The 25,016-nt window shown below is 56.6% G+C and carries 25 protein-coding genes and 1 pseudogene; 10 read left to right on the forward strand and 16 right to left on the reverse strand.

What is annotated here, in order from left to right; translation table 11 throughout:
- The first annotated feature begins 42 nt into the window (after positions 1–42).
- The 6 genes and pseudogenes from murC to lpxC all read left to right on the forward strand — a co-directional run bounded on the left by murC (position 43) and on the right by lpxC (position 6,781).
- A complete protein-coding gene (gene murC / locus ACLI4M_RS13720; protein WP_133624530.1) occupies positions 43–1,518 on the forward strand; it encodes a UDP-N-acetylmuramate--L-alanine ligase in 1,476 nt (491 codons plus the stop codon).
- Positions 1,511–2,431, forward strand: coding sequence for a D-alanine--D-alanine ligase (locus ACLI4M_RS13725; protein WP_048914883.1), 921 nt, complete (start codon positions 1,511–1,513; stop codon positions 2,429–2,431). Before murC ends, ACLI4M_RS13725 begins: the two co-directional genes overlap by 8 nt.
- A 1-nt stretch (position 2,432) precedes the next feature.
- Positions 2,433–3,279: pseudogene (gene ftsQ / locus ACLI4M_RS13730) on the forward strand (cell division protein FtsQ).
- Complete coding sequence (ftsA, locus tag ACLI4M_RS13735) at positions 3,276–4,532, forward strand: cell division protein FtsA (RefSeq protein WP_048914885.1); 1,257 nt, start codon at positions 3,276–3,278, stop codon at positions 4,530–4,532. Before ftsQ ends, ftsA begins: the two are co-directional and overlap by 4 nt.
- Positions 4,533–4,605: 73 nt before the next feature.
- Positions 4,606–5,760: a cell division protein FtsZ gene (ftsZ, locus tag ACLI4M_RS13740; protein ID WP_048914886.1), complete on the forward strand. Its 1,155-nt coding sequence runs from the start codon at positions 4,606–4,608 to the stop codon at positions 5,758–5,760.
- Positions 5,761–5,863: 103 nt separating this feature from the next.
- Positions 5,864–6,781: a UDP-3-O-acyl-N-acetylglucosamine deacetylase gene (gene lpxC / locus ACLI4M_RS13745; RefSeq protein WP_048914887.1), complete on the forward strand. Its 918-nt coding sequence runs from the start codon at positions 5,864–5,866 to the stop codon at positions 6,779–6,781.
- An 8-nt stretch (positions 6,782–6,789) separates the two neighbouring features.
- Here lpxC and ACLI4M_RS13750 read toward each other — a convergent pair whose 3' ends face one another.
- Positions 6,790–7,305: a DUF721 domain-containing protein gene (locus ACLI4M_RS13750; protein WP_133624528.1), complete on the reverse strand. Its 516-nt coding sequence runs from the start codon at positions 7,303–7,305 to the stop codon at positions 6,790–6,792.
- A gap of 21 nt (positions 7,306–7,326) precedes the next feature.
- Between ACLI4M_RS13750 and secM the strand changes: the two genes are divergently transcribed.
- Together secM and secA are read left to right on the forward strand one after the other, a co-directional pair.
- Positions 7,327–7,833 (forward strand): secA translation cis-regulator SecM, encoded by a 507-nt coding sequence (secM, locus tag ACLI4M_RS13755; RefSeq protein ID WP_048914889.1) that lies wholly within the window; start codon positions 7,327–7,329, stop codon positions 7,831–7,833.
- Positions 7,834–7,902: 69 nt separating this feature from the next.
- Positions 7,903–10,608, forward strand: coding sequence for a preprotein translocase subunit SecA (gene secA / locus ACLI4M_RS13760; RefSeq protein ID WP_133624526.1), 2,706 nt, complete (start codon positions 7,903–7,905; stop codon positions 10,606–10,608).
- A gap of 241 nt (positions 10,609–10,849) precedes the next feature.
- Here the strand turns inward: secA and gbpA are convergent, their stop codons facing one another.
- Positions 10,850–12,298, reverse strand: a complete 1,449-nt coding sequence (gene gbpA, locus ACLI4M_RS13765) for an N-acetylglucosamine-binding protein GbpA (protein WP_133624524.1) — start codon at positions 12,296–12,298, stop codon at positions 10,850–10,852.
- A 229-nt stretch (positions 12,299–12,527) separates the two neighbouring features.
- Between gbpA and gspS the strand changes: the two genes are divergently transcribed.
- Entirely contained in the window at positions 12,528–12,929 is a 402-nt protein-coding gene (gene gspS / locus ACLI4M_RS13770) for a type II secretion system pilot lipoprotein GspS (RefSeq protein ID WP_253538450.1), read from the forward strand.
- Here the strand turns inward: gspS and ACLI4M_RS13775 are convergent.
- The 14 genes from ACLI4M_RS13775 to ACLI4M_RS13840 form a co-directional block, all read right to left on the reverse strand.
- Positions 12,903–13,679, reverse strand: a complete 777-nt coding sequence (locus ACLI4M_RS13775) for a prepilin peptidase (RefSeq protein ID WP_048914894.1) — start codon at positions 13,677–13,679, stop codon at positions 12,903–12,905. The genes gspS and ACLI4M_RS13775 overlap by 27 nt on opposite strands.
- Entirely contained in the window at positions 13,669–14,109 is a 441-nt protein-coding gene (gspM, locus tag ACLI4M_RS13780; protein ID WP_133624520.1) for a type II secretion system protein GspM, read from the reverse strand. Before gspM ends, ACLI4M_RS13775 begins: the two co-directional genes overlap by 11 nt.
- Positions 14,106–15,164, reverse strand: a complete 1,059-nt coding sequence (gene gspL / locus ACLI4M_RS13785; RefSeq protein WP_133624518.1) for a type II secretion system protein GspL — start codon at positions 15,162–15,164, stop codon at positions 14,106–14,108. The genes gspM and gspL overlap by 4 nt, the downstream gene beginning before the upstream one ends.
- Positions 15,165–15,169: 5 nt before the next feature.
- Positions 15,170–16,063: a type II secretion system minor pseudopilin GspK gene (gene gspK / locus ACLI4M_RS13790; RefSeq protein ID WP_133624516.1), complete on the reverse strand. Its 894-nt coding sequence runs from the start codon at positions 16,061–16,063 to the stop codon at positions 15,170–15,172.
- Positions 16,063–16,626, reverse strand: a complete 564-nt coding sequence (gene gspJ / locus ACLI4M_RS13795; protein WP_253538454.1) for a type II secretion system minor pseudopilin GspJ — start codon at positions 16,624–16,626, stop codon at positions 16,063–16,065. Before gspJ ends, gspK begins: the two co-directional genes overlap by 1 nt.
- On the reverse strand, positions 16,623–16,985 hold the full coding sequence (gene gspI, locus ACLI4M_RS13800) for a type II secretion system minor pseudopilin GspI (RefSeq protein WP_048914898.1): 363 nt from the start codon (positions 16,983–16,985) through the stop codon (positions 16,623–16,625). The genes gspJ and gspI overlap by 4 nt, the downstream gene beginning before the upstream one ends.
- Positions 16,982–17,467, reverse strand: a complete 486-nt coding sequence (locus ACLI4M_RS13805; RefSeq protein ID WP_133624514.1) for a prepilin-type N-terminal cleavage/methylation domain-containing protein — start codon at positions 17,465–17,467, stop codon at positions 16,982–16,984. The genes gspI and ACLI4M_RS13805 overlap by 4 nt, the downstream gene beginning before the upstream one ends.
- On the reverse strand, positions 17,467–17,907 hold the full coding sequence (gene gspG / locus ACLI4M_RS13810) for a type II secretion system major pseudopilin GspG (protein ID WP_133624513.1): 441 nt from the start codon (positions 17,905–17,907) through the stop codon (positions 17,467–17,469). Before gspG ends, ACLI4M_RS13805 begins: the two co-directional genes overlap by 1 nt.
- A 6-nt stretch (positions 17,908–17,913) precedes the next feature.
- Entirely contained in the window at positions 17,914–19,107 is a 1,194-nt protein-coding gene (gspF, locus tag ACLI4M_RS13815; protein WP_133624511.1) for a type II secretion system inner membrane protein GspF, read from the reverse strand.
- Between the two features lies 1 nt (position 19,108).
- Entirely contained in the window at positions 19,109–20,563 is a 1,455-nt protein-coding gene (gspE, locus tag ACLI4M_RS13820; protein ID WP_133624509.1) for a type II secretion system ATPase GspE, read from the reverse strand.
- On the reverse strand, positions 20,560–22,491 hold the full coding sequence (gene gspD, locus ACLI4M_RS13825) for a type II secretion system secretin GspD (RefSeq protein ID WP_166643217.1): 1,932 nt from the start codon (positions 22,489–22,491) through the stop codon (positions 20,560–20,562). The genes gspE and gspD overlap by 4 nt, the downstream gene beginning before the upstream one ends.
- Positions 22,492–22,519: 28 nt before the next feature.
- Positions 22,520–22,870 (reverse strand): type II secretion system protein N, encoded by a 351-nt coding sequence (locus ACLI4M_RS13830; protein ID WP_166643196.1) that lies wholly within the window; start codon positions 22,868–22,870, stop codon positions 22,520–22,522.
- A 168-nt stretch (positions 22,871–23,038) separates the two neighbouring features.
- Positions 23,039–23,512, reverse strand: coding sequence for a winged helix-turn-helix domain-containing protein (locus ACLI4M_RS13835; protein WP_133624503.1), 474 nt, complete (start codon positions 23,510–23,512; stop codon positions 23,039–23,041).
- A gap of 339 nt (positions 23,513–23,851) precedes the next feature.
- Entirely contained in the window at positions 23,852–24,358 is a 507-nt protein-coding gene (locus ACLI4M_RS13840) for a cytochrome b (RefSeq protein ID WP_166643195.1), read from the reverse strand.
- Between the two features lie 241 nt (positions 24,359–24,599).
- Here ACLI4M_RS13840 and mutT point away from each other — a divergent pair, with 241 nt between their 5' ends.
- Positions 24,600–25,007: an 8-oxo-dGTP diphosphatase MutT gene (gene mutT, locus ACLI4M_RS13845; protein WP_099754497.1), complete on the forward strand. Its 408-nt coding sequence runs from the start codon at positions 24,600–24,602 to the stop codon at positions 25,005–25,007.
- Positions 25,008–25,016 lie beyond the last annotated feature (9 nt).

The following is a 25,016-nucleotide window of genomic DNA, read 5'->3' on the forward strand; positions in this document are numbered from 1 at the left end:
GTAGGGGCAGGCAGGTCTGACCCGCAGCAACACAGGTAACAGATGAATACACAGCAACTGGCAAAACTGCGTTCTATCGTGCCCGAGATGCGTCGCGTCCGGCACATCCACTTTGTTGGCATCGGTGGTGCCGGCATGGGCGGTATTGCCGAAGTGTTAGCGAATGAAGGCTATGAAATCAGCGGTTCAGACCTGGCGCCGAATGCGGTGACTCAGCATCTGAGCGCGTTGGGCGCAACGATCTATTTTAACCATCGCCCGGAGAACGTCAGCGATGCCAGCGTGGTGGTGGTCTCTACCGCTGTCTCGCAGGACAACCCTGAAGTGGTTGCCGCACGCGAAGCGCGTATCCCGGTGATCCGCCGTGCAGAGATGCTGGCTGAACTGATGCGCTTCCGCCACGGTATTGCCGTCGCCGGTACGCACGGCAAAACCACCACCACGGCGATGGTCTCAAGCATTTATGCGGAAGGCGGCCTCGACCCGACTTTCGTTAACGGTGGGCTGGTGAAAGCGGCGGGAACCCACGCGCGCCTTGGCAGCAGCCGTTACCTGATTGCGGAAGCGGACGAGAGCGATGCCTCATTCCTGCATCTGCAGCCGATGGTGGCGATTGTCACCAATATCGAAGCCGACCACATGGATACCTACCAGGGCGACTTCGAAAATCTGAAGCAGACGTTTATCAACTTCCTGCACAACCTGCCGTTTTATGGCCGTGCGGTGATGTGCGTGGATGACGCGGTGATCCGCGATTTGATCCCGCGCGTCGGGCGCCAGATCACCACCTATGGCTTTAGCGATGACGCCGATGTGCGGGTGGAAAATTACCAACAGCGCGGCGCACAGGGCTTCTTTACCCTGGTACGCCACGACAAACCGCTGATGCACGTAACATTGAACGCCCCGGGTCGCCATAACGCGCTTAACGCCGCCGCTGCGGTTGCCGTGGCGACGGAAGAGGGCATTGAGGATGATGAAATCCTCAGCGCGCTACTGAGTTTCCAGGGCACCGGGCGCCGCTTCGACTTCTTGGGTGAATATCCGCTGGCAGAAGTGAACGGCCAGGCAGGCAGCGCGATGCTGGTGGACGATTACGGCCATCATCCGACCGAAGTTGACGTGACGATTAAAGCCGCGCGTGCCGGCTGGCCGGATAAAAATCTGGTGATGATCTTCCAGCCACACCGCTACACGCGCACCCGCGATCTGTATGACGATTTTGCCAACGTGCTGTCACAGGTCGATGTGCTGCTGATGCTGGATGTTTACGCCGCCGGTGAGGCACCGATCCCCGGCGCCGACAGCCGCTCTCTGTGCCGCACCATTCGTGGTCGTGGCAAAGTCGACCCGATTCTGGTGTCTGACCATGATGCCGTGCTGGAAATGCTGTTACCGAAGCTGACCGGTAACGACCTTATTTTAGTGCAGGGCGCCGGCAACGTTGGCCGTATCGCCCGCACGCTGGCTGAGCTTAAGTTACAACCGCAGACGATTAAAGAGGAACATCATGGCTGAGAAAGTAGCGGTATTGCTGGGTGGAACCTCCGCAGAACGTGACGTATCGCTGTTATCGGGCGCTGCCGTTCTGCAAGGCCTGCAGGATGCAGGCATTGATGCACATCCGGTCGACATCCGTGATTTCCCGGTGATGCGACTGAAAGAGGAAGGGTTTGCCAAAGCCTTTATTGCCCTGCACGGTCGCGGCGGTGAAGATGGCACCTTACAGGGCGTGCTGGAATTTCTGCAGATCCCTTACACCGGCAGCGGCGTAATGGCCTCGGCCATCACGATGGACAAACTGCGCAGTAAGTATCTGTGGCAGGGCTGTGGGCTGCCGGTGGCGCCATTTGTCGCGCTGACGCGCGCCCAGATGGATGAAGGCCTGACGGCGGATGAGCTGGCCAGCATTGATGCCCTTGGCCTGCCGCTGTTCGTCAAGCCGAGCCGTGAAGGTTCAAGCGTGGGGATCTCGCGGGTGAACGAGGCGTATCAGTTCCCTGCTGCGCTGGATGAAGCCTTCCGCCACGACGATGAAGTGCTGGTGGAAGCCTTTTTAAGCGGCCCTGAGTACACCGTTGGCGTGATTGGCGATCAAATTCTGCCGTCAATCAGAATAAAAACCGCCAGCGAGTTCTATGACTATGAAGCTAAATACATTTCTGACGATACTCAATACTTCTGCCCGTCAGGATTGAGTGCCGAACAGGAAGCGGAACTGAGCGAACTGACCCTCGCCGCCTGGCGCGCGCTGGGTTGCAGCGGCTGGGGCCGCGTAGACGTGATGATGGGCGGTGATGGCCGTTTCTATCTGCTGGAAGTCAACACGTCACCGGGTATGACCAGCCATAGCCTGGTGCCAATGGCGGCAAAACAGGCCGGGATGACCTTCTCGCAGCTGGTGGCGCGCATTCTGGAGCTGGCGGACTGATATGTCCCAGGCTGCTCTGAATGTCCGTAACCGCGAAGCGCAGGAAAAAGCGCGCACCGGGCGCAGTAACGGTTCACGCCTTGCCGGGATGATCTTTCTGGCGATGGTACTGGGCGTGATGCTGGCCGGTGGGTTTGTGGTGCTGAAATGGATGAACGATGCCTCGCAGCTGCCGCTGTCAAAGCTGGTAGTGACCGGGCAGACGCACTACACCACCAATGATGACATCCGCCAGGCGATTTTGTCGCTTGGCGAACCTGGCACTTTTATGTCGCAGGATGTGGATGTTATTCAGCAGCAGATTGAGCGCTTGCCGTGGATCCAGCAGGTGAGCGTGCGCAAGCAGTGGCCGGACGAATTAAAGATTCATCTGGTTGAGTACGTTCCGGTTGCACGCTGGAATGATGTGCATATGGTTGATGCAGAAGGCAAATCGTTCAGCGTCCCGGCCAGTCATCTCGGTAAAGAAAATATGCCGATGCTGTATGGCCCGGAAGGCAGCGAATCTGAAGTGTTAGCCGGCTACCACCAGATGAGTAACGCGCTGGCGGCCAGCAAATTGAAATTGAAGGCGGCGTCCATGACCGCAAGGCGTTCATGGCAGCTGGTGTTAGAAGATGACACCCGTTCTGGAGTTAGGGCGTAACGAGGATATGAAACGTCTGCAGCGTTTCATCGAGTTACTGCCTACCCTGCAACGTCAGGGCCAGGCGGAGAACAAACGTATCAGCTACGTAGACCTGCGTTACGACTCTGGCGCGGCAGTAGGATGGGCACCGGCGCCGATGGCGGCCGCTGACAGTAATCAGCAACAGCAACAGAATCAGGCACAGGCTAAACAACAATGATCAAGTCGACGGACAGAAAACTGGTAGTTGGACTCGAGATAGGCACCGCGAAGGTTGCCGCCCTGGTAGGGGAAGTTCTGCCTGATGGCATGGTTAATATTATCGGGGTGGGCAGCTGCCCGTCTCGCGGGATGGATAAAGGCGGCGTTAACGACCTGGAGTCGGTAGTGAAATGCGTTCAGCGCGCTATCGATCAGGCCGAACTGATGGCGGACTGTCAGATTTCGTCGGTTTACCTTGCATTATCGGGCAAACATATCAGCTGCCAGAACGAAATAGGGATGGTTCCTATTTCCGAAGAGGAAGTGACGCAGGAAGATGTGGAGAATGTGGTACATACCGCTAAATCCGTCCGTGTTCGCGATGAACACCGCATCCTCCATGTTATTCCGCAAGAATATGCGATCGACTATCAGGAAGGGATCAAAAACCCGGTCGGATTATCGGGCGTGCGCATGCAGGCGAAAGTGCACCTGATCACCTGCCACAACGATATGGCGAAAAACATCGTCAAAGCGGTTGAACGTTGCGGCCTGAAAGTTGACCAACTGATTTTCGCCGGTCTGGCATCGAGCTTTGCCGTGCTGACCGAAGATGAGCGCGAGCTGGGCGTCTGCGTAGTCGATGTCGGCGGCGGTACCATGGATATCGCGGTTTACACCGGCGGCGCACTGCGCCACACCAAGGTTATCCCGTACGCGGGCAACGTGGTGACCAGCGATATCGCTTACGCCTTCGGCACTCCGCCAACCGACGCGGAAGCGATCAAAGTGCGTCACGGTTGTGCGCTGGGTTCGATTGTTGGCAAAGACGAAAACGTCGAAGTGCCAAGCGTAGGTGGGCGTCCACCGCGCAGCCTGCAGCGCCAGACGCTGGCTGAAGTGATTGAACCGCGTTACACCGAGCTGCTGAACCTGGTGAATGACGAAATCCTGCAGCTGCAGGAGCAGCTTCGCCAGCAGGGCGTGAAACATCACCTCGCGGCCGGAATTGTGTTGACCGGCGGCGCGGCACAGATTGAAGGATTGGCGGCTTGCGCCCAGCGTGTCTTCCACACGCAGGTGCGTATCGGACAGCCGCTGAACATTACAGGATTAACGGATTACGCGCAGGAGCCTTACTACTCAACGGCGGTGGGCTTACTGCACTACGGAAAAGAGTCTCACCTTAACGGTGAAGCAGAAGTAGAAAAAAGAGCCTCAGTGGGTAACTGGTTCAAGAAAATCAACAGCTGGCTGAGAAAAGAGTTTTAATTTTTACCATAGGGGATCATGCTAGACTTATTTAGTGATCTCCAGGCGAACAGGCACATAACGGAGAGAAATTATGTTTGAACCAATGGAATTAACCAATGACGCGGTGATTAAAGTCATCGGCGTCGGCGGCGGCGGCGGTAACGCCGTAGAGCATATGGTGCGTGAGCGTATCGAAGGCGTTGAGTTCTTCGCGGTGAATACCGATGCTCAGGCATTGCGTAAAACTGCGGTAGGCCAGACGATTCAGATCGGTAACGGAATTACTAAAGGTCTGGGCGCTGGGGCAAACCCGGAAGTCGGCCGTAACTCCGCCGAAGAAGATCGCGAAGCACTGCGTCAGGCACTGGAAGGTGCAGACATGGTATTTATCGCTGCGGGTATGGGCGGTGGTACCGGTACGGGCGCTGCGCCAGTCGTGGCTGAAGTGGCCAAAGACCTCGGTATTCTGACCGTTGCAGTGGTGACTAAGCCATTTAACTTTGAAGGCAAAAAGCGCATGGCTTTTGCCGAGCAGGGGATTGCCGAGCTGTCTAAGCACGTCGACTCACTGATCACCATTCCAAACGACAAGCTGCTGAAGGTGCTGGGTCGCGGTATCTCTCTGCTGGACGCGTTCGGCGCGGCTAATGACGTGCTGAAAGGCGCGGTACAGGGTATCGCAGAGCTGATCACCCGTCCGGGACTGATGAACGTCGACTTTGCCGACGTGCGCACCGTAATGTCCGAAATGGGCTACGCGATGATGGGTTCTGGCGTGGCCTGTGGCGAAGACCGTGCGGAAGAAGCGGCAGAAATGGCGATCTCCAGCCCACTGTTGGAAGATATCGACCTGTCTGGCGCACGCGGCGTGCTGGTTAACATCACCGCTGGCTTCGACCTGCGTCTGGATGAGTTCGAAACCGTGGGTAACACCATCCGCGCCTTCGCTTCTGACAACGCAACCGTGGTTATCGGTACTTCCCTTGACCCGGAAATGAACGACGAACTGCGTGTGACCGTGGTGGCTACCGGTATCGGCATGGACAAACGTCCAGAAATTACGCTGGTGACCAATAAGCAGACCACTCAGCCAGTGATGGATCACCGTTACCAGCAGCACGGTATGGCCCCGCTGCCACAGGAGCAGAAACCTGCGGCGAAAGTGGTCAACGATCCGGGCACACAGACTAACAAAGAGCCTGACTATCTGGACATTCCAGCCTTCCTGCGCAAGCAGGCAGACTAGGAATAACCCGAGAAATTGGGATTCTTCGCTCTTTGTGTTAAACTGTTCGCCCGCCAGTGAAGTAAACTGGCGGTCGGATGGCTAATTTTTGCGAGATAATGCGATGATCAAACAACGGACATTAAAACGTATTGTTCAGACGACTGGCGTCGGGTTACATACCGGCAAGAAAGTCACGCTGACGTTACGCCCTGCGCCGGCTAATACCGGGGTCATCTATCGTCGCACTGACTTGAATCCACCGGTTGATTTCCCGGCTGATGCCAAATCCGTGCGTGATACCATGCTCTGTACTTGCCTGGTTAATGAGCATGACGTACGTATTTCGACAGTCGAACACCTGAATGCAGCCCTTGCAGGCCTTGGCATTGATAATATTGTGGTGGAAGTGAACGCGCCTGAAATTCCAATTATGGATGGCAGCGCCGCACCCTTTATCTATCTGCTGATGGACGCAGGTATTGAAGAGCTGAATAGCGCTAAGAAGTTTGTGCGCATCAAACAGCCTGTCCGGGTTGAAGATGGCGACAAATGGGCTGAGTTTACGCCGTACAATGGTTTCTCACTGGATTTCACCATTGATTTTAACCATCCGGCGATTGACTCCAGCTCCCAGCGCTACCGCATGGAATTCTCTGCGGAAGCCTTCGCGCGTCAGATCAGTCGTGCTCGTACTTTCGGCTTCATGCGTGACATCGAAGCACTGCAGTCCCGTGGCCTGTGCCTCGGCGGCAGCTTTGACTGCGCAATCGTGGTAGATGACTACCGTGTATTGAACGAAGATGGCCTGCGTTTCGAAGATGAATTTGTGCGTCATAAAATGCTCGATGCTATCGGTGACCTGTACATGTGTGGCCATAACATCATTGGTGCGTTTACCGCATTCAAATCTGGCCATGCCCTGAACAATAAGCTGTTGCAGGCTGTTCTGGCTAAGCAGGAAGCATGGGAATGGGCAACGTTTGAAGACGAAGCAACACTCCCGGTGACATTCAAGGCACCCAATCTGGTTCTGGCGTAAGCCTGAACCTACTTATTACGACTGGTTGAGCTGGTACCCTCTCCGGCCAGTGAGGCCAGTCGTTCTAATATTTTCTTCAGCTTTTCCGGGCTTTGGCTCGCGACACTCCGTAAAATCTCCGCGCTATGCTCACTCAGCTGCCTCAAAGGCGGTTTCTCCGCGTCTTTCGCTCGAGTGCTGTTTTCTTGCACAGATTCCTGGCCTTTTGCCGCCAGCGATGGATTTATCCTGATGTCGATTGACGTCAATGATGGTAATATTTGCGCACGTAAAGCTGACAGCAAGCTGGACTGTTCGTAGCGTAAGCGCATCAGCCAGTTAGCATTAGCCGTTTCGATCACCAGAACGCCCTGACGAAAGTTTGCCACGCGGCACCAGGGATGCAGTTGGGCAGGAAGAATGCCCTGCACTGCGCGGTTCAGTTTGTTCAGAGCAATAGCTCGCTGCTGCACGTTTTGCAGCGCGCTCTTCTCCTGAGCATGGTCGAAAAAACTCTCAATTGATTGTGGGCGACTATCGCGCATAGCAAGCTCCGGCGGAACACAGTGATCGGTATTCTTAATCGTTGGCGACAATTTGGCAGACGTTATTTCTGGCCGCATCTCCTGTTGGGGATGGTCGCGGCGAGTCTTGGCCTGCCGCACGCGTCAGCGCACGATCGCCCTACCTTAGCAGAAACCTCGTCGCGAAGCCTGAATATTGGCACGGCGGTGCGTTTTGAGAGCCTGGCGCTGCTGGAGAGTGCGCGTCGCCCTTCATTCAGCGTAGATTACTGGCATCAGCACGCGATCCGCACGGTTATCCGCCACCTGTCATTTACGCTTACGCCATCGGTTTCCCCGGTGGCGGAAGAGACCCAGCCGCTTGAAGCCCATAAGCTGGCGCTGCTCGACACCCTTAACGCGCTGCTGACCCATGAAGCGAAACCGCCGGTCATCATTCGCACGACGGCCCAACGTCAGGTTGAAGCCGTTCCCCGCCATCAAACCGGCCTGTGGCTGGCACAGGTTCACGGCATTCGCGCCGGACCGCTATCTGCACTTAATTCATAACAACCAATCTGTTTAAAATTAAACGTTAAGTGTCCATCGTAAACGCGGTGGCTGAGAGAATTATTTACTATGTTAATCAAATTATTAACCAAAGTTTTTGGTAGCAGTAACGACCGCACGCTGCGTCGTATGCGCAAAGCGGTAGACCTGATCAACAAGATGGAACCCGATTTCGTTAAGCTGTCTGACGACGAGCTGAAAGCGAAAACCGTTGAGTTCCGCGCACGCCTGGAGAAAGGCGAAGAGCTGGAAAACCTGATCCCGGAAGCGTTCGCCACCGTTCGTGAAGCGAGTAAACGCGTATTCGGCATGCGCCACTTTGACGTGCAGCTGCTGGGCGGTATGGTGCTGAACGATCGCTGCATCGCCGAGATGCGTACCGGTGAAGGTAAAACCCTGACGGCAACGCTGCCAGCCTACCTTAATGCGCTGAGCGGCAAGGGCGTCCACGTGGTTACCGTGAATGACTACCTGGCCCAGCGTGACGCCGAAAACAACCGTGCGCTGTTTGAATTCCTCGGCCTGAGCATTGGTATCAACCTGCCGGGCATGCCGGCTCCGGCCAAGCGTGCCGCCTATGCCGCCGATATCACCTACGGCACCAACAACGAATACGGTTTTGACTACCTGCGCGACAACATGGCCTTCAGCCCGGAAGACCGCGTGCAGCGCAAACTGAACTATGCGCTGGTGGATGAGGTTGACTCCATTCTGATTGATGAAGCGCGTACGCCGCTGATCATCTCCGGCCCGGCGGAAGACAGCTCTGAACTTTACATCCAGGTGAACAAAATCATTCCGCGCCTGATCCGTCAGGAGAAAGAGGATTCCGATACCTTCCAGGGCGAAGGCCACTTCTCCGTTGATGAGAAAGCGCGCCAGGTTCACCTGACCGAACGTGGTCTGGTCGCCGTTGAAGAGCTGATGGTCAGCGAAGGCATTATGCAGGAGGGTGAATCCCTCTACTCGCCGGGCAACATCATGATGATGCACCACGTCACCGCCGCACTGCGCGCGCACGTGCTGTTTACCCGCGACGTTGACTACATCGTTAAAGATGGCGAAGTGATTATCGTTGATGAGCACACCGGTCGTACCATGCAGGGGCGTCGCTGGTCTGACGGCCTGCATCAGGCGGTGGAAGCCAAAGAGGGTGTGGAAATTCAGAACGAGAACCAGACGCTGGCCTCGATTACCTTCCAGAACTACTTCCGTCTGTATAACAAACTGGCCGGGATGACCGGTACCGCCGATACCGAAGCGTTTGAATTCAGTTCAATCTACAAGCTGGATACCATTGTCGTACCGACTAACCGCCCAATGGTGCGTAAGGATCTGCCGGATCTGGTCTACATGACCGAAATGGAGAAGATCGGCGCGATCATCGAAGATATCCGCGAGCGTACCGCTAACGGTCAGCCGGTGCTGGTCGGTACTATTTCGATTGAAAAATCCGAAGTGGTGTCCCATGAGCTAAACAAAGCGGGCATTAAACACGAAGTGCTTAACGCCAAATTCCACGCCCGCGAAGCGGATATCGTGGCGCAGGCGGGTCAGCCTTCAGCCGTGACCATCGCCACCAACATGGCCGGTCGCGGTACCGACATCGTGCTGGGCGGCAGCTGGCAGGCAGAGATTGCGGCGCTTGAAAATCCAACCGAAGAGCAGATCGAAGCGATCAAGAGCGCGTGGAAAGTTCGCCACGACGCGGTGCTGGCGTCAGGCGGTCTGCATATCATTGGTACGGAACGCCATGAATCACGCCGTATCGATAACCAGCTGCGCGGCCGTTCAGGTCGTCAGGGCGATAACGGTTCATCCCGTTTCTACCTGTCGATGGAAGATGCCCTGATGCGTATTTTCGCCTCGGACCGCGTCACCAACATGATGCGTAAACTGGGGATGAAACCGGGCGAAGCGATTGAGCACCCGTGGGTGACCAAAGCGATTGCTAACGCCCAGCGCAAAGTGGAAAGCCGCAACTTTGATATCCGTAAGCAGCTGCTGGAGTACGATGACGTTGCCAGCGACCAGCGCCGTGCCATCTATACCCAGCGTAACGAACTGCTCGACGTCTCTGACGTGTCAGAAACTATCGCCAGCATTCGTGAAGACGTGTTCAAAGCCACCATTGATGGCTATATCCCACCGCAGTCTCTGGAAGAGATGTGGGATGTTGCTGGCCTGCAGGAGCGCCTGAGCAACGACTTCGACCTCAATCTGCCGATTGCCGAGTGGCTGGATAAAGAGCCGGATCTGCATGAAGAAACGCTGCGTGAGCGCATCATGGAAGAGGCAAAAGCCCAGTATCAGCGCAAAGAAGAAGTGGTTGGCGTGGAAATGATGCGCAACTTCGAAAAAGGCGTGATGCTGCAAACGCTGGACTCGCTGTGGAAAGAGCACCTGGCGGCGATGGATTACCTGCGTCAGGGCATCCATTTGCGTGGCTACGCGCAGAAAGATCCGAAGCAGGAGTACAAGCGAGAGTCCTTCGCGATGTTTGCCGCAATGCTGGAGTCACTGAAATACGAAGTGATTAGCACCCTGAGCAAGGTTCAGGTGCGCATGCCGGAAGAGATTGAGCAGATGGAAGAGCAGCGCCGTCAGGAAGCTGAACATCTGGCGCAGCAGCAGCAGCTGAGCCACGCTGATGCCGACACGGAAGCCGCGCAGTCACTCTCTGAGCAGACTGGCGAGCGTAAAGTGGGGCGCAATGACCTGTGCCCATGCGGTTCCGGTAAGAAATATAAGCAGTGTCACGGCCGTCTGGCTTAACCCAGCAGCACGGTAACATCGAGAGGCGGCGATGCCGACCTGATGTCAGCCAGTGAAGCGAATAAAATTGCCGCAGCGGATAACGCTGCGGCTTTTTTTTTGCCGCGACTGAGGCAGGGCTCCGCCCCCTCTGCCCCCGCGCTATTGCGGCGGCAGGAAGAAATAAAAAAACGCCCCCGGCCATTCAGGCCGGGGGCGTCAGGGTATTAAAGACCTGCTTTCCGCTACATGGATTCAGGTATTAGTGCTTATGAGACTTAGCCGCAGTGCCCACTTCGCTCCACGCATCTTTCCAGTAGCCGCCTACGCCCGGCTCGTAGTGGTTAGCGCTGGCAGCGTAGATGGTGCACCAGCCGCTGGTCTGGCCTTTATTACACTCATACACTTTGCCATCTTTTGGCTGCAGAACTTTGGTGCCGCCTACGTACTGCTTGATGTTTTCCGGGTAGGTGAACTGATAATCACCGCCGCCAGCCGCTTCGCTCAGGGTCAGATCGAAGCTCTGCTGCAGCATCTGCTGATCGCGGGTGATACCCACTACGGTCAGGGTGTAGTTGCCTGGCTTCAGGTTCTTATTTTGCAGCGCCACGTTAACGCTACCGTCTTTCACCGTTTCGCTGCCAAAGCCGAGCAGGGTGTTATGTTTATCGAACAGCTTGGCGTTAATCACCATCTCACCGGTTACGGTAGCGGTCAGCTCAATAGGTGCGTGGCCATCGGTAATGGTGTACTGATTTTTTACCCCGCCGATCTCCATCACCGGTTTAACTTCTTCGTGCGTGTCCAGCTCAATTTCCACGCGCGTCAGGCCGCTGCCATCGCGGGTATAAATGGTATTCATCCCCTCAACCGGGTTAACTTCGCCCTGGTTATTTTTCTGGCCGGCGCGCAGGTCAGGCTGTTGCGCATTGATACGTGCAGCCAGTGCTTTTGACCAGATGTTGATATCGCCTTCGGCGTCGCTGTTAATGGTGAGGGTGGTGCTCAGCTCAGGGCGCTCATCAGGACCAAATACGCGGGTTTTCACGCTGTCGCCCGCTTTCAGCGCCACTTTTGGCGAGATGGTACCGATGGTTTTTTTCCACTCGGAAGGGACGGTATCTTCAAACTCGACGTCGATCATCTTATAGAAGGTGTTCGCGGTGTTAGATACTTCCCAGTTAGCGTAAATCACGTGGTAACCGCTGCGCTCCGGGATAGTACAGCTGTGGGTGATATCGTTCGGCGGAACAATCTCTTTACCGTCATGCACGCAGAATGGCGTTAATTCAAACGAGTCGCGCGTCAGGACTTTATTTGGGTTCCAGCCTGGCTTGGTGATGAAGTATTTCCAGTTTTGCGTGGCATGTACCGCGGTAAAGTGCCATGAGAAGTTATGTTCACCGGCCTGAATCTTATTTTTTGCCCAGCGTTCGCTGGTCTGCTCATTCAGCCTTGCAGCCAAACTCTCGCTATTGTCGTTATTACCGCTAGCCAGTTTGCCATCCGGCGGGGTGCCCGCACCCGGGAAGCCTTTGTGAGACTCACCCACGCTCTGCGGCTCGTAGGCGGCATTGCCGCAGTCGGTGTTCACCCCTTTCTGGCACAGCAGGTCGCGTGAAGGCGGCTCGGTGACATAACCGTGGGCCAAAGCGCCACCGCTGACTAACAGTGAAGATAATGCCAGGGCGACTTTGTTCAGTTTCATCATTTTCTATTCCATAATTCCAGATATAAAGTGGATACCTGCCACAGGTCAGGTGCTCGTAGCCTAGGGAAAAAATGCAGGTGGGGTTACTTATTGAAACTTAAACAGCGTTAACGCCGCTGGCGGGGAATGGCTCAGGGCTGAAAACGGCTTAAATGACCTTAGCAAAACGGAGAGGTGAAACAGGGGATGTATAATTTCCCCTCTTTATGTCTCCCAAAAGATGACCTTAATGATGAAGATAGTGTTTCCCGCTCTGCTGCTCAGCACGCTGGCGCTCAGCGCCTGCCAGCATCACCAGCCTGCGGCAGCCGTGCCGGTTGCCAGCCAGCTCTCTCAGCTCTCTGCCGTTGTGGCTTCCGCCAGCTGGCTGCGCCAAAACTGCAACCGTAGCGATATTGCGGCGGACGATCGCCTGGCCGCCAGCGCACTCTTGCTGGCCGCAGAGCGGGGATGGGCGACGCCGCCAGACTTTCGTCAGCAGCTGGCGGCGCAGGTTGCCAGCCGCATGAGCGCGCTGGATGCGGATGCTCCCACGCTGGCCGACAAATGTGCGGCGCTGAACCAGTCCAGCGCGCCCTTTATTCACTTTACTCAGAAAAAAGAGTCAGCGGTTGCCGCTCAGCCACAGTAACCAGCCGGCAACGGCCAGAAAAGGGCCAAAGGGCAAAGCGGCGCTGAGGGGGCGCTGCCACAGCAGGCGCGCCATCAGCGCCCAGCCAATCCCGCCAATCGAAGCCAGCAGCAGCAGCTGGGGCAACGGTTGCCATCCCAGCCACGCACCCAGCGCCGCCAGCAGCTTGGCATCCCCCAAACCCAACGCCTCTTTCCCGCGCAGCCAGTACCAGCCATGTGCCAGCAGCGCCAGCACGCCATAGCCCGTAATGGCCCCGGCAACGCTGGCATGGAGCGTAACGGCGGGCAGCCACGCCAGCAGGTTAGCCAGCAGACCAAGCCACAGCAATCCCAGCGTCAGCAGATCGGGCAGTAGCTGATGTTCGGCATCAATTACCATTAGCGGCAGCAGCAGCCAGCTCAGCAGCAGCGCCGCCAGCAGCAGCGGGCCACAGGGGAAGATGGCGCTGACCGCCAGCGTCAGTAGCAGGGTGACCCCCTCCATCAGCGGATAGCGCACGGCAATCCGCTGCCGGCAATGACGGCAGCGGCCCTGTAACCGCAACCAGCTGATGAGCGGAATATTGTCGCGCCACTTCAGCGGCGTTTGACACTGTGGGCAGTGTGAAGCGGGTAGCCACAGGCTGAAACCTGCGGGCGCCTGCGCGGTGATCATCAGCGGCAGTCGCCAGCAGACGACATTCAGCAGGCTACCTACCGTCAGACCCAGCGCGGCCAGCAGCAGCCAGTAAGCGGCATCAGCGAACATCGTTCAGCTCCAGCAGCGTCAGGCGCAGCCGTGTTTCCTGCCGTTCCAGCCGCAGGCGGGTAGCCTGCAGGCGCTGCTGCTGCTCCAGCGATATCAACACATTGATCAGCGGCTTAAACTCCACGGAATCGGCACTGGCAATCAGTCCGCCATTTGCCGCCGGCTGCAGCGACAGGCCGGTGAGCTGATTAAGGGTGGCAATGTCGGGCCGCGCGGGTAATACCGCCTGCATACGCGCCTCAAGCTGCTGCATCTGCTGCCATGCCCGCTGCTGCTGTTGCAGGCGTGCTGCCGCCTGCTGCTGCCACGCAACGGCACCCTGCCGGGCGCTGTAAAGCAGGGTAACGCAGGCCACGACCAGGCACAGCAGCAGCAGAGCCTGCTCGCGCGGCTGTCGAGACTGCCAGAAATGGTGTACGCGTTGCTTCATGGTTTCCTTCCTATAATCAGCTCATTACGTTCCTGCAGATTGACAGTGATGCCCGCGGGTGCAGCCTGCAGGGCTGTCGCTGCCAGCGGTGTGGCGAAGTGTAAGTGCAACTGCTGGCGTGCTGCATCCCATTCCAGCCGCTGCAGGGCAGTTGTATCCAGATTTGCGAGCAGTGCCTGAGATGCCGTCATCAGCGACAACAGCCCTGAGGTGGAAGGGGCGGTTTCCAGCCGCTGCAGCTGGTGGCGAAATGCTGCGCCCGCATCGGTCGGCGACTGTCCGTTAAAATAGTGCTGGTAACGCTGCAGCGCCTGCTGGTTTATCTGCCCGGCGGCGCGGTTTAACTGCCAGCCCTGCCACAGCGGTACGGCAGGCAGGGCCGCAAGCGAAAGCAGCAGCGCGGCAGCCAGGCAGTGCAGGCTTTTACCCCAGCGGATGGCCGGAGAAAATGCGCCATGCAGTAGAGAGAAGCAGGGTGGTTTAGCGGGCAGCGCTGGCCACGCCACCTGGGGTAAACCCGCCAGCGTAGGGTCAAGCGTCTGCAAATGCGCAACATCGCCAGAGGGCAGGCTGACGCCAGCAAAGGGCGCATGATGTGCCAGCCACTGTTCGCCAGCCTGGCTGGCATGCCCCTGTGGCAGGCACATGACGTCCGGCAGCGCGTAACTTACCCTGAGGCCACTTTGTGCGATGTGCGCCAGCGTGGTACGTAACCACTCTGCGTCAATGGCCACCAGATGCTGCTGCCCGGCCTCTTTTGCCAGCACGGTGATATGCAAGGCTTCGATATCGCCCAGCGCAAACCCCTCCAGCTGCCAGCGCAGGGCCTGCGGCGAGATCCTGCCGCCGCCGCCGCTGGCGGTATAAAACAGACAGCGTTCCGAGGGGACCGCAAGCCACACCTGGTCGCCCTCAAGCGCCGGGCAAGGGGCATCCTCCACGCCCGTGCTGCATTCGCCAGAGGCGGAGCGATAGTGCCAGTGCCGCTGGTTTCGCCCGGCACCGCTGAAATAAAGACAAAGTAATCCGCTTTGCCTGCGTGCAAATGTGATCATGTCGTTCACTCACTTAATCCATAAAGCCGGGCAGTGACCCGATAGCTTTCATCCTGCTGTTCAACCCGGCTACGTAATGCACTAAAAATTGTCGGATGATCGCCCCAAATCAGCAGTTCAAAGTAGCGGCTCTCGGTTACCACCACGCTTTGCAGGGTGGCGATAGCAGGTTCGAGCGTCCGGCTGCTTATCCCGCTAACCAGAGCATGAATGTCTTTCCACCCCTCAGGTGGACGGGCATCAAGCAGCGATTGCAGCTGCGTGGAGGAGAGCTGCCCGGCAAACAGCGCGCTGAATAACGGCATCTGGCGTGCAGTCAGGCCATTCACGTTGATGTTGAGGCGGGTTTCCGGCGTCACGCACAGCAGCGGCTGCAGTTTTTGCCATAGGGTGGGGGTGACCGCAGGCAGCGTTCTCAGCTGGCTGACTTCATCAAACAGCCGCCATTTGTTGACCTGCGGGTCGGGTTTAACCGAGGCAATAAGCTGCTGCATCAGGCGGTCGGCTTCTTCTTTCTTCAGGCCAAGCTGGCCCAGCATGCGCAGAAAAAGCTGGCGCGCGAGGGAGGGTAAAGCAGGCTGCTGGTCTTCCGCCACCCTCTGCATCAGCAGCGCATTCAAATTGAAACAGGCCTGACGATCGCGCAGCCTGAAGTGCAGCAGCTGTTCACCAAACTGCTGCTGGCGCACCGCATTAAACGGCTGCTGCAGCGGCTGAGTGGTGAGAAACCACTGCTCTGCACCCAGCAGGTCCCATTTCGCCTGCAGCATAGCCTGCCGGTTGCCCGCCTGGGCCACAGCCAGGTTGCCATACTGATTGCTGGTGGTTGCCAGCAGCGTCATCATGGCGATCATTAGCAGAACCACCAGCAGCGCCATTCCGCGCTGTTGCCGCTGCATTATTGCCCGCCGCTCAGCAGAATGATGGTGGAAAGCAGGCCGTAATCCGGGGTGTGCAGCGTGACCTCTATCGCCTCGGGCAGGTTAAACGCTGCGGGCCAGCCAGCCTGCCAGCTCCCCGCCGACCAGAAGCGTAGCTGCACCCGATCGATCCTCTGAAAGCGGGCTGTGATCTCATTCGACTCAAGATTTTCACGCAGCAGGCCGCTATCAGCCAGCCGCCAGCGCACCCTCTGTAATGAGGATCGTGGTGCGATGCTGACGGGAAGGGTACTGTTACGCCGGGTAAACTGCAGCAGCGCAGCCGGCGTATTACTGATAAATGCCGGGTGCGCGTGAGAGCGCTTTTCATCCTGTGACGGGATCATTGCCTGTGAGAGATCGCGATCGAGCAGTGCAAACAGGCGGCCAATCTCTTCCCGCCTGGTGACGTTCTGGCGGATCTGTTCGTCGCTGCGCATAACCGCCTGCAGGATCTGATAGCCCGTCAGGCTGAGAACGGCAAAAATTGCCAGCGCCAGCATCATTTCAATCAGGGTAAACCCTTGCTGACTGCGCATCATGATTTGCCCTGCCAGCCGTGCAGCGTAGCCAGTGCGGCCTGCTGAGAAGGGTCGAGACGCACCTCAATTTCCAGCGCCCTGATTTGCGCATGACGGGTGCTGACGCCGCGCCAGCGCCAGTACCAGCGCCGCTGCGCCATCGACGTGTTGCCATACTGCCAGCTTTGCGGCGGCCAGACCTGCTGCAGCTGTAGCTGTGCGAGTTGATTATCCGCCACCAGATAAGCGAACTGTTTCTCCTCCAGCCGCGACAGATTACGTACCTGCTCACCGCTGGTTTTCATCAGTGCCAGACCGGCAATCGCCAGCAGCGCCAGCGCGACCATCACCTCCAGCAGCGTCATCCCCCGTTGCTTCATGGTGACTCCGATAACACAGCCTCACCGCTGCGCGCGGTGATGCGGGTGGCGCGCAGCCCAGGGCTGCTAATCCGCAAAGTAAAAGCGGGTTGACTGCCGTCCGCCAGAAACAGCAGTGATGCTGGCAGTGCCACCATTTTGCCCTCCACGATTAAACTCAGCTGCCCGGGCTCAGGCAGGTCGAGCTGCCCCAGGCGCGTGCCAAGTGGCTGCCAGTGGTGTCCAGGAAACGGCGTTTCGCCCTCAGAGTGGCCAGCCGCCAGGCGGAAAAGCGTGGCCTGCTGCTGGCTCACCTGAAGCCGTATCACGCCACCATCGAGCTGCGGCTGGCCGATCGCCTGGCGAATCATCACCAGCAGTTTCTCCGCCTGGGGTCTGGTGCTGGCCGCAGGCAGGGTGGCGATAGTTCCCAGGGCAATGATGCTTAACAGCAGCAGCACCATCATCATTTCCAGCAGCGTAAATCCGTTCTGGCGCGGCATCAGTCGCTTTCGGTCTGCCAGTTAGTTATATCGTCCTCAGTGCCGGCGATACCATCCGCCCCCGCAGAGAAAATATCCACGCTGCTCTGTTTCCCGGGGCTGACCAACTGATAATCATTTCCCCACGGGTCCTGCGGCAGGCGGCGAATATAGCCATCGCTGCGGTAATTATGCGGTACGGGCGGCAGGGCCGGTTTACTCACCAGCGCTTTCAGCCCCTGCTCGCTGCTGGGATAGCGGCTGTTGTCCAGCCGGTACATATCCAGCGCATTTTCCAGCGTCACGATATCGCTGATGGCTTTCTGACGATCGGCACGATCTTTATTGCCCATCAGACTGGGGATCACCAGGCTGGCAAGAATGCCGAGTATCACGATCACCACCATCATTTCGAGCAGGGTGAAGCCCCGCTGCCTCTGTTGATTAACGCCTTGTTCCATAATGATTTATCCTACCAGGTTGTTGAGTTGTAAAATGGGTTGCAGGATCGCCAGCACGATAAACAGCACCACGGCGGCCATCACCACCACCAGCAGCGGTTCGAACAGGCTGACCGCCAGCGTCATCTGGCTGAGAAACGCGCTATCCTGCATATCTGCGCAGCGCGCCAGCATGCTGTCCAGCTCGCCGCTGCTCTCTCCACTGGCGACCATATGACGCATCATTGGTGACAGTAGCTGCGTCTGATCAAGCGCCAGCGTCAGGCTGCTGCCTTCGCGTACCTGCGTGGCGGCCTGTTCAAGCTGCTGGCGAATAAACTGATTGGTCAGCACCGTGGCACCGATGCTCATCCCCTCCAGCAGCGGCACGGCGCTGTTGCTGAGAATGCTGAGGGTGCGCGCATAGCGGGCGAGGTTGAGATTGAGAACAATACGTCCCACTATCGGCAGCCGCAGTGTCGCCTGATGCCAGCGCAGGCGGTGTCGTGGCTGGCGCAGCAGCAGATGGGCAGCGCCAGCCGCCAGCAGAAGCAGCACCAGCAGTGGAAATCCAGTGCGACGCACCAGATCGCTGAGCGCCATCAGCAGGCGGGTCGACAGCGGGAGCGCCTGCTTCATGTGCACAAACTGTTCCACCACGGTAGGAACCACGGCGGCCAGCAGCACAGAGATCACGCCAATAGCCACCAGCGTCAGCAGCAGGGGATAGATCAGTGCCTGAGTCAGCTTACTTTTGAGCTGCGCACTCTTTTCGCTGTAGTCTGCCAGCTGCTCCAGCACGCTATCGAGCTTGCCCGAGGCTTCGCCGGCAGCGATCATCGCCTGATAGAGTGGGGGAAAGATGGCGGGGTAGAGCGCGACCGCGTACGCCAGCGTCGCCCCCTCCAGCACCTTCTGGCGCAGGGTATGCAGCATGGCGCGGCCCGCAGGGCGGGTGGTCTGATTTTCCAGGGCCAGCAGCGCCTGTTCCAGCGGCAGTGCGGCAGCGATCAGCGTGGCCAGCTGGCGTATCAGCAGCACGCGTTCCCCGGCGGAGAGCGCGCTGCGTTGGAGGCTCAGGCCTGCCCGCTGTACACGCAACTGCAACGGCTGCAGCTGCTGTTCGCGCAGCCGCTGGCGTGCCAGCTGCGCAGTGTCGGCTTCCAGCACCCCGCGCACGCGCTGTCCCTGGCGGTTAACGGCCTGATAACGAAAACGCATCTTAGCTTTCATTCCTTGTCACGCGCAGGATCTCTTCCAGCGTGGTGACCCCCTCCTGCGCTTTTTGCAGTCCATCCTGCTGCAGGCTCTGATAGTCAGCGCTGACCAGTTGATGCAGCGGCTGCTCGCTATGCGGGTGGCTTATCGCCCGACGCAGGCTGTCATCAATGATTAACAGTTCGTGAATGCCGATACGGCCACGATAGCCGCTGTGATGGCAGCGTTCGCAGCCCACCGCCTGCCAGAGCGTCAGCCCGCTGGAGGCGGAGGGGAAGTAGCTGAGCTGGGCCGCCGTCGCCGCCACCGGCTGGCGACAGGCCTGGCAGAGCCGGCGTACCAGGCGCTGAGAAAGCACACCCAGCAGCGAGCTGGCCAGGAGAAAGGGTTCAACGCCCATATCTCGCAGGCGTTCAATGGCGCCAAGCGCGCTGTTGGTGTGTAGCGTTGACAGCACCAGATGGCCGGTCAGCGAGGCCTGCACGGCAATCTGCGCGGTTTCGCTATCGCGGATCTCACCGATCATCACCACGTCGGGGTCCTGGCGCAGGATCGCCCGCAGCCCGCGCGCAAAGGTCATATCGATTTTGCTATTAACCTGAGTCTGCCCGATCCCTTCCAGCTCGTACTCGACCGGATCCTCAATGGTCATAATATTTTTATCATCGCCGTGGATCAGCTTCAGTCCGGCGTACAGCGTGGTGCTTTTACCTGAACCCGTAGGTCCGGTAACCAGTAAAATGCCGTGCGGGCTGTGCAGCAGACGGGCCATTTCCCGCTGCGCTGCAGCCGTCATGCCAATCGCCGCCAGACTCAGCGTCAGCCCATTTTTATCCAGCACGCGCAGTACAATACGTTCGCCATGCTGGGCGGGCAGGGTTGAGACGCGGACATCAATATTTCGCCCGCCGAGGCGCAGCGAAATACGGCCATCCTGCGGCACCCGCTTTTCGGCAATATCCAGCCGGGCCATCACTTTAATGCGCGACAGCAGATAGCGGCTGAGCTGCACCGGTGGCGATAAAACCGGGCGCAGCATGCCATCAATGCGAAAGCGTACCGACAATACTTTTTCAAACGGCTCAATATGAATATCGGAAGCCCCCTGCTTGATCGCCTCGGTGAGAATGGCATTGATCAGGCGGATCACCGGCGCACCGTCATCGCTGTCCAGCAGATCGTTATCCTCCGGCAGGTGCTGGACCGCCTGATCGAGGTCAAACTCACTGCCCAGTGATTCAAACAGCTCGGCAGAGCGGCTGTTCTGCTGGTAAACCTCCGCCACTTTCTCACGGAAGGCGGCCTCATCAAGCGGCATCAGCGAGCTTTGCGGCAGATAGCGCCGTGCTTCGAACAGCGCGGATGTGCTGCTTTTGGGATGAAAGCACAGGGTCGCGTCAGGCAGCAGCAGCACCTGGTACTGCTGTACCCAGTTAAACGGCAACAGCGGCTGAGTCATGATGCATCCGCCCGCCAGAAGGTCGCGACATCCTGCTGCAGCTGCTGGAGCGCGTGGTTACTCTGGCGCACGTTAAGCTGCTGCTTCAGCGCTTTCTTGAGCGGCAGGTCTTCATTTCCCTCATCAAGCTGCTGACGAAAGGTGTTCAGCTTATCTGAGCTGGTGCGGTCAAAGGCGTGCTGCTGACGAATGATGGTGGGGCGAATAAACAGCATCAGATTACGCTTGCTCTGCTTGTCGGAGCTGTAGCGAAACAGGTGGCCAATCAGTGGGATATCACCCAGTAACGGTACGCGACTTTCGCTACGGTTGTGCGCAGTATCGAGCAGGCCGCCGACCACGACGGTATTACCGCTGTCCACCAGCACCGCGTTTTTGACCATGCGCGTATTAAACGTCATGCCAAGCGGGTCACCGCTGCTTTGATCGGCCACGCTGGAAACCTCCTGCTCGATCTCCATCAGCACCGAATCGCCTTTGTTAATCTGCGGCTTCACCTTCAGCTTGATGCCGACACTTTTGCGCGCCACCGAGTTGAATACCCCGTCGCCGCTGGTGGTTTGTGAACCGGTGAGAATGGGGACATCCTGACCGACGGTGAATTCTGCTTCCATATTATCCAGCGTCACGATGCTGGGGGTGGCGAGAATATTATTCTGTCCATTGGTTTGCAGGGCGCTGAACAGCCCGGCCCAGTTACCACGATAAAACCCGGCGGCCAGCCCGCTGGTCTTGCTCAGCGCACTGGCAAACCCTTTATCCGGCAGCGTGGTAATAGGGGCATCAGTGCCCGGGAACTGCGTGCCGCCAGCGTGACGGTTAAACCACTGTACGCCCAGCGCCAGGCCATCGGCGTCCTGAACCTCCACGATAATCGCCTCCACCTGAACCTGCGGGCGACTGATATCCAGCCGTTTGATAATCTCTTCAAGGTCGTCCATCACGTCAGGCGGCGCGTTAATAATCAGCGAGTTAGTGTGCGCATCGGCTTTCACCACGATATCTTTCATCATGGTGACGCCGCTGGCGGCCTTACCTTCGGCTTTGTCCTGCAGCGAACCGCTGACGCCGGTCAGAACCTCCAGCAGATTGTCAGCCTTGGCATGCTGCAGGTAAAACACGCGCGAGTTGCTGTGGCTGTCATTCTTCGTATCCAGATCGTGCGCCGCGTCAATCATCTGCTGACGCGCCTGCTCCTCGCCGGTAATTAACACGGCGTTGGTCCGGGTGTCTGCCACCGCTTTGGCGCGCAGTTTGCTGCTGCTACCGGGCTGAGTGCCGCTATTTAACTGATTAAGGATTTCGGCAACCTGCGCGGCGGAAGCCCAGCGCAGTTTGACACTGTCAACGCTGTTGTCTTCCGGCTGGTCGATACTCTCGACTATGGCTGACAGCTGCTGGATAACTGCGGCTCGGCCGGTCATCAGCAGCACGTTTGAAGGGTCGTAATGCACGACGCTGCCAGCCGCAGCGTCATTGAGCTGGCGCAGCAGCGGGGCCAGCTCTTTGGCGGTAATATAATGCAGCGGGAGCACGCGGCTAATCATTTCATCCCCGCTGGCCTGACCGTCAGCGGAAACCAGCGGGAGCGCAGCACCTTTGGCATTTTTAGCCGGGATAACCTTGACCACCCCATTGTCCATGCTGATGGCGGCAAAGCCATGCACGTCGAGCACGCTGAGGAAAAACTGGTAATACTGCTGGTCATTCAGCGTTTCGTAACTGCGCACGCTGATTTTCCCTTTTACCGTCGGGTCGATGATGATGGTTTTGTTCAAAGCCTTACTGACCGTGGTAATAAACTCGTCAATATCGGTATTTTTGAAATTAGCCTGGTAGCCCTCTGCATGAGCGCTGAGGGAAAACAGAAAGCTGGCCAGTAACAGCAGCATGCCACGGCCCGCCGGACGACATGGGGAGAAAATCATCGGCATAAATGTTCCAGAGTAAAGCGACTCATTTGATATAAAAGGCTTCATAGCGACCGTTATGGCGAATCACCACGCGGTCGGGAAAAATGCGTACCACAGAGGCTGGCGTGCCCGGCAACTGCTCTGCGATGCTCACGACCAGCTGCTGATTGCCGTGCTGGAAGACGGCCATCGAGAGCCGGGCATCGCTGTTGCTAAGCAATCCGCTTAACCTGAACGGCAGGGAACTTGGCACGGCGTGCACTATTTGCTGCTCTTCATCCCCCGCCGGCGCGGCAGCCGTGCTGGCCTGGGTGGCGAACCACGCCAGCGCCTGCAGCGTCGCATAAGGTTGTGCTGGCGGCGGCGGTGGGGCCGGCGCATGACGCTGCGCCACCGGTGAAGGTTTGCCTTCGTAGTGAAGCGCAGCGGTGAAAGAGGTTAGCGGTAATAGCAGACTGAAAATAATGATCCTGCCTGGTGTTAACACCCGACGACCCAAAAAAAGAAGATCCTGACCAACCGGTAATATCATGATTAATAGTGTAAAACCTTAAAGATTAAATTAGCGAATAGCATTTAAAAACCACTGCCTTAGGGAAGGTCGATTAAGCTTATCTTTCTTTTCTACGGCTTTTACAGCACTGCTTTCGCAAAAGTCATTGTGCCTGGATTCTGCTGCGATCTTCATCAATAAAGGTTTGTTAAGCTTTAATCCATAGTAAGGGACGGTGATCAAAATATCTCCCGGCAGTTGATGGCGTTGTAGCAGCGCCCGTAGTTGAAAAACTAACTGGTGATAGTTATTATCCCGAATGTATTGATGGTTCTCGTACCAGACGATATTGATAATTTCTCTTTTGTTATTGATGTTGGTCAACATGCAGATTAACAACCGCTTTTGCGTTTCACTTAACGGGATGCTGAGCTTTTTGCTGGGAATATTAAGCATATTGAGCTGGCAATCCACCGTTAAAACGTTATCGAAATGAATGTGATCAATATCGAGAATCTTTTCGCATTGCTGAACACTTAGCATTGTAGATATTCCTTGGTAATTTCCACGTCACCTGATTTTTTTAGTAGATCTGACCAGGGCAAATGTTCATGCAAAATGTTCTGATTAACGGACACTTTGATGTTGAAATGCAATTGACCTGAATCGCCATCTGATTTGAAGGATATAGATAACTCTCATCACCCTGCAATACAAGCTGTAGAGGTTAATTTGTAAAGTTATCTATATATATGATTTATATGATTTTTGTATGTTTTATTAATGAATTAATTAAAGTTTAAAACTCATTATTACCTTGCGCAAAGGACTTTTTTTTCATTATGTTTTCCTGTGAAGTTTATGAGGGTGCCAGAGAGTACGCTACCAACTCATTTTCTTCAGGATAGGGTTTCCTGCAAGGTGGTGAAAAAAAACAGCCAGCACATGCATGACAATCAGTATAGACAGCGTCACGCAGGAGATAATATGCAGCTGATGAAATGCGCTGGTCAGAGCTCCGCCCTGCAGCGGATGGGGAAGCTGGATGAAATTAAATATGTTGATATCCCGTTCCATCATCATCACACCGGTAAAAAGCACCAAAGCGGTATTGATGTAGATAATGATATGCACTGCATTGGCTAAAGCATGGTTGCCGGATTTTCTTTTAATATTGGCTGATTTTCCTGATTTGATTGCGTAAAATATACGAACAGCAAAGAAAGGAATAAACAGTGTTGTCACGGATACATTGATAAACCCTACGAACTCTTTTACATGATCTGAAGTATTTCCCAAGAAAATATAAAAGCCACTTGCCATCGCCCATATAATAACGATGGCGGAAATCCAGTGTAATAACACTTGCACCGGTGAGTACTTAGTCATTGTTTTTCCTTCTGCTATGGTGTTCAGCACCATTCATTTTACTGATGCCAGGATGATTTATAGTGGAATACACTAAGCAAATACTCGCTGCGGGATAAAATTAAACTCTCTTATTCAACTTATTGTCCGGGCTGTTTACACCTGCATCCTGTAAAGATGTGTATGTGCGGCGGCAGGACAGTACTGTCAATCGATGATAAAGTGGCGCGGTTCGAATTAAACCCTGGCAGAGTGAATAAGCATGAAACATTTACAGGTAGCAGTAGGCATTATCCGTAACGGCGCTCGGCAGATTTTTCTGGCTCAGCGCGCCGCCAGTTCGCATATGGCAAACATGTGGGAATTTCCGGGCGGTAAAATCGAGAGCGGTGAAACGCCAGAGCTGGCGTTGAAACGTGAGCTGCAGGAAGAGACCGGCATTGAGGTGCTGAGCGCCAGCGCATACGGGATTGCCGACCATACTTACGCTGACCTGCGCGTGACGCTGCACTTCTTTCTGGTTGAACAGTGGAATGGCGAGCCGTATGGGCGGGAAGGGCAGCCGTCACGCTGGGTGGATCAGGCAGAGTTGCAGGCCGATGAGTTTCCACCGGCCAATGCGGAGCTGGTGGTGCGCCTGAAAGCTGAAGCGCATCAGGCCACGCCGTAACCTTAACAG

The sequence above is a fragment of the Erwinia sp. LJJL01 genome (genome assembly GCF_047300805.2).
GTDB lineage: Bacteria > Pseudomonadota > Gammaproteobacteria > Enterobacterales > Enterobacteriaceae > Erwinia > Erwinia aphidicola.

Bases quoted from the DNA above. Each gene is read 5' to 3' on its own strand.
- murC (WP_133624530.1), top strand. From the start codon at position 43: ATGAATACACAGCAACTGGCAAAACTGCGTTCTATCGTGCCCGAGATG.
- ACLI4M_RS13725 (WP_048914883.1), top strand. From the start codon at position 1,511: ATGGCTGAGAAAGTAGCGGTATTGCTGGGTGGAACCTCCGCAGAACGT.
- ftsA (WP_048914885.1), top strand. From the start codon at position 3,276: ATGATCAAGTCGACGGACAGAAAACTGGTAGTTGGACTCGAGATAGGC.
- ftsZ (WP_048914886.1), top strand. From the start codon at position 4,606: ATGTTTGAACCAATGGAATTAACCAATGACGCGGTGATTAAAGTCATC.
- lpxC (WP_048914887.1), top strand. From the start codon at position 5,864: ATGATCAAACAACGGACATTAAAACGTATTGTTCAGACGACTGGCGTC.
- ACLI4M_RS13750 (WP_133624528.1), bottom strand. From the start codon at position 7,305: ATGCGCGATAGTCGCCCACAATCAATTGAGAGTTTTTTCGACCATGCT.
- secA (WP_133624526.1), top strand. From the start codon at position 7,903: ATGTTAATCAAATTATTAACCAAAGTTTTTGGTAGCAGTAACGACCGC.
- gbpA (WP_133624524.1), bottom strand. From the start codon at position 12,298: ATGATGAAACTGAACAAAGTCGCCCTGGCATTATCTTCACTGTTAGTC.
- gspS (WP_253538450.1), top strand. From the start codon at position 12,528: ATGATGAAGATAGTGTTTCCCGCTCTGCTGCTCAGCACGCTGGCGCTC.
- ACLI4M_RS13775 (WP_048914894.1), bottom strand. From the start codon at position 13,679: ATGTTCGCTGATGCCGCTTACTGGCTGCTGCTGGCCGCGCTGGGTCTG.
- gspM (WP_133624520.1), bottom strand. From the start codon at position 14,109: ATGAAGCAACGCGTACACCATTTCTGGCAGTCTCGACAGCCGCGCGAG.
- gspL (WP_133624518.1), bottom strand. From the start codon at position 15,164: ATGATCACATTTGCACGCAGGCAAAGCGGATTACTTTGTCTTTATTTC.
- gspK (WP_133624516.1), bottom strand. From the start codon at position 16,063: ATGCAGCGGCAACAGCGCGGAATGGCGCTGCTGGTGGTTCTGCTAATG.
- gspJ (WP_253538454.1), bottom strand. From the start codon at position 16,626: ATGATGCGCAGTCAGCAAGGGTTTACCCTGATTGAAATGATGCTGGCG.
- gspI (WP_048914898.1), bottom strand. From the start codon at position 16,985: ATGAAGCAACGGGGGATGACGCTGCTGGAGGTGATGGTCGCGCTGGCG.
- ACLI4M_RS13805 (WP_133624514.1), bottom strand. From the start codon at position 17,467: ATGCCGCGCCAGAACGGATTTACGCTGCTGGAAATGATGATGGTGCTG.
- gspG (WP_133624513.1), bottom strand. From the start codon at position 17,907: ATGGAACAAGGCGTTAATCAACAGAGGCAGCGGGGCTTCACCCTGCTC.
- gspF (WP_133624511.1), bottom strand. From the start codon at position 19,107: ATGCGTTTTCGTTATCAGGCCGTTAACCGCCAGGGACAGCGCGTGCGC.
- gspE (WP_133624509.1), bottom strand. From the start codon at position 20,563: ATGACTCAGCCGCTGTTGCCGTTTAACTGGGTACAGCAGTACCAGGTG.
- gspD (WP_166643217.1), bottom strand. From the start codon at position 22,491: ATGATTTTCTCCCCATGTCGTCCGGCGGGCCGTGGCATGCTGCTGTTA.
- ACLI4M_RS13835 (WP_133624503.1), bottom strand. From the start codon at position 23,512: ATGCTAAGTGTTCAGCAATGCGAAAAGATTCTCGATATTGATCACATT.
- ACLI4M_RS13840 (WP_166643195.1), bottom strand. From the start codon at position 24,358: ATGACTAAGTACTCACCGGTGCAAGTGTTATTACACTGGATTTCCGCC.
- mutT (WP_099754497.1), top strand. From the start codon at position 24,600: ATGAAACATTTACAGGTAGCAGTAGGCATTATCCGTAACGGCGCTCGG.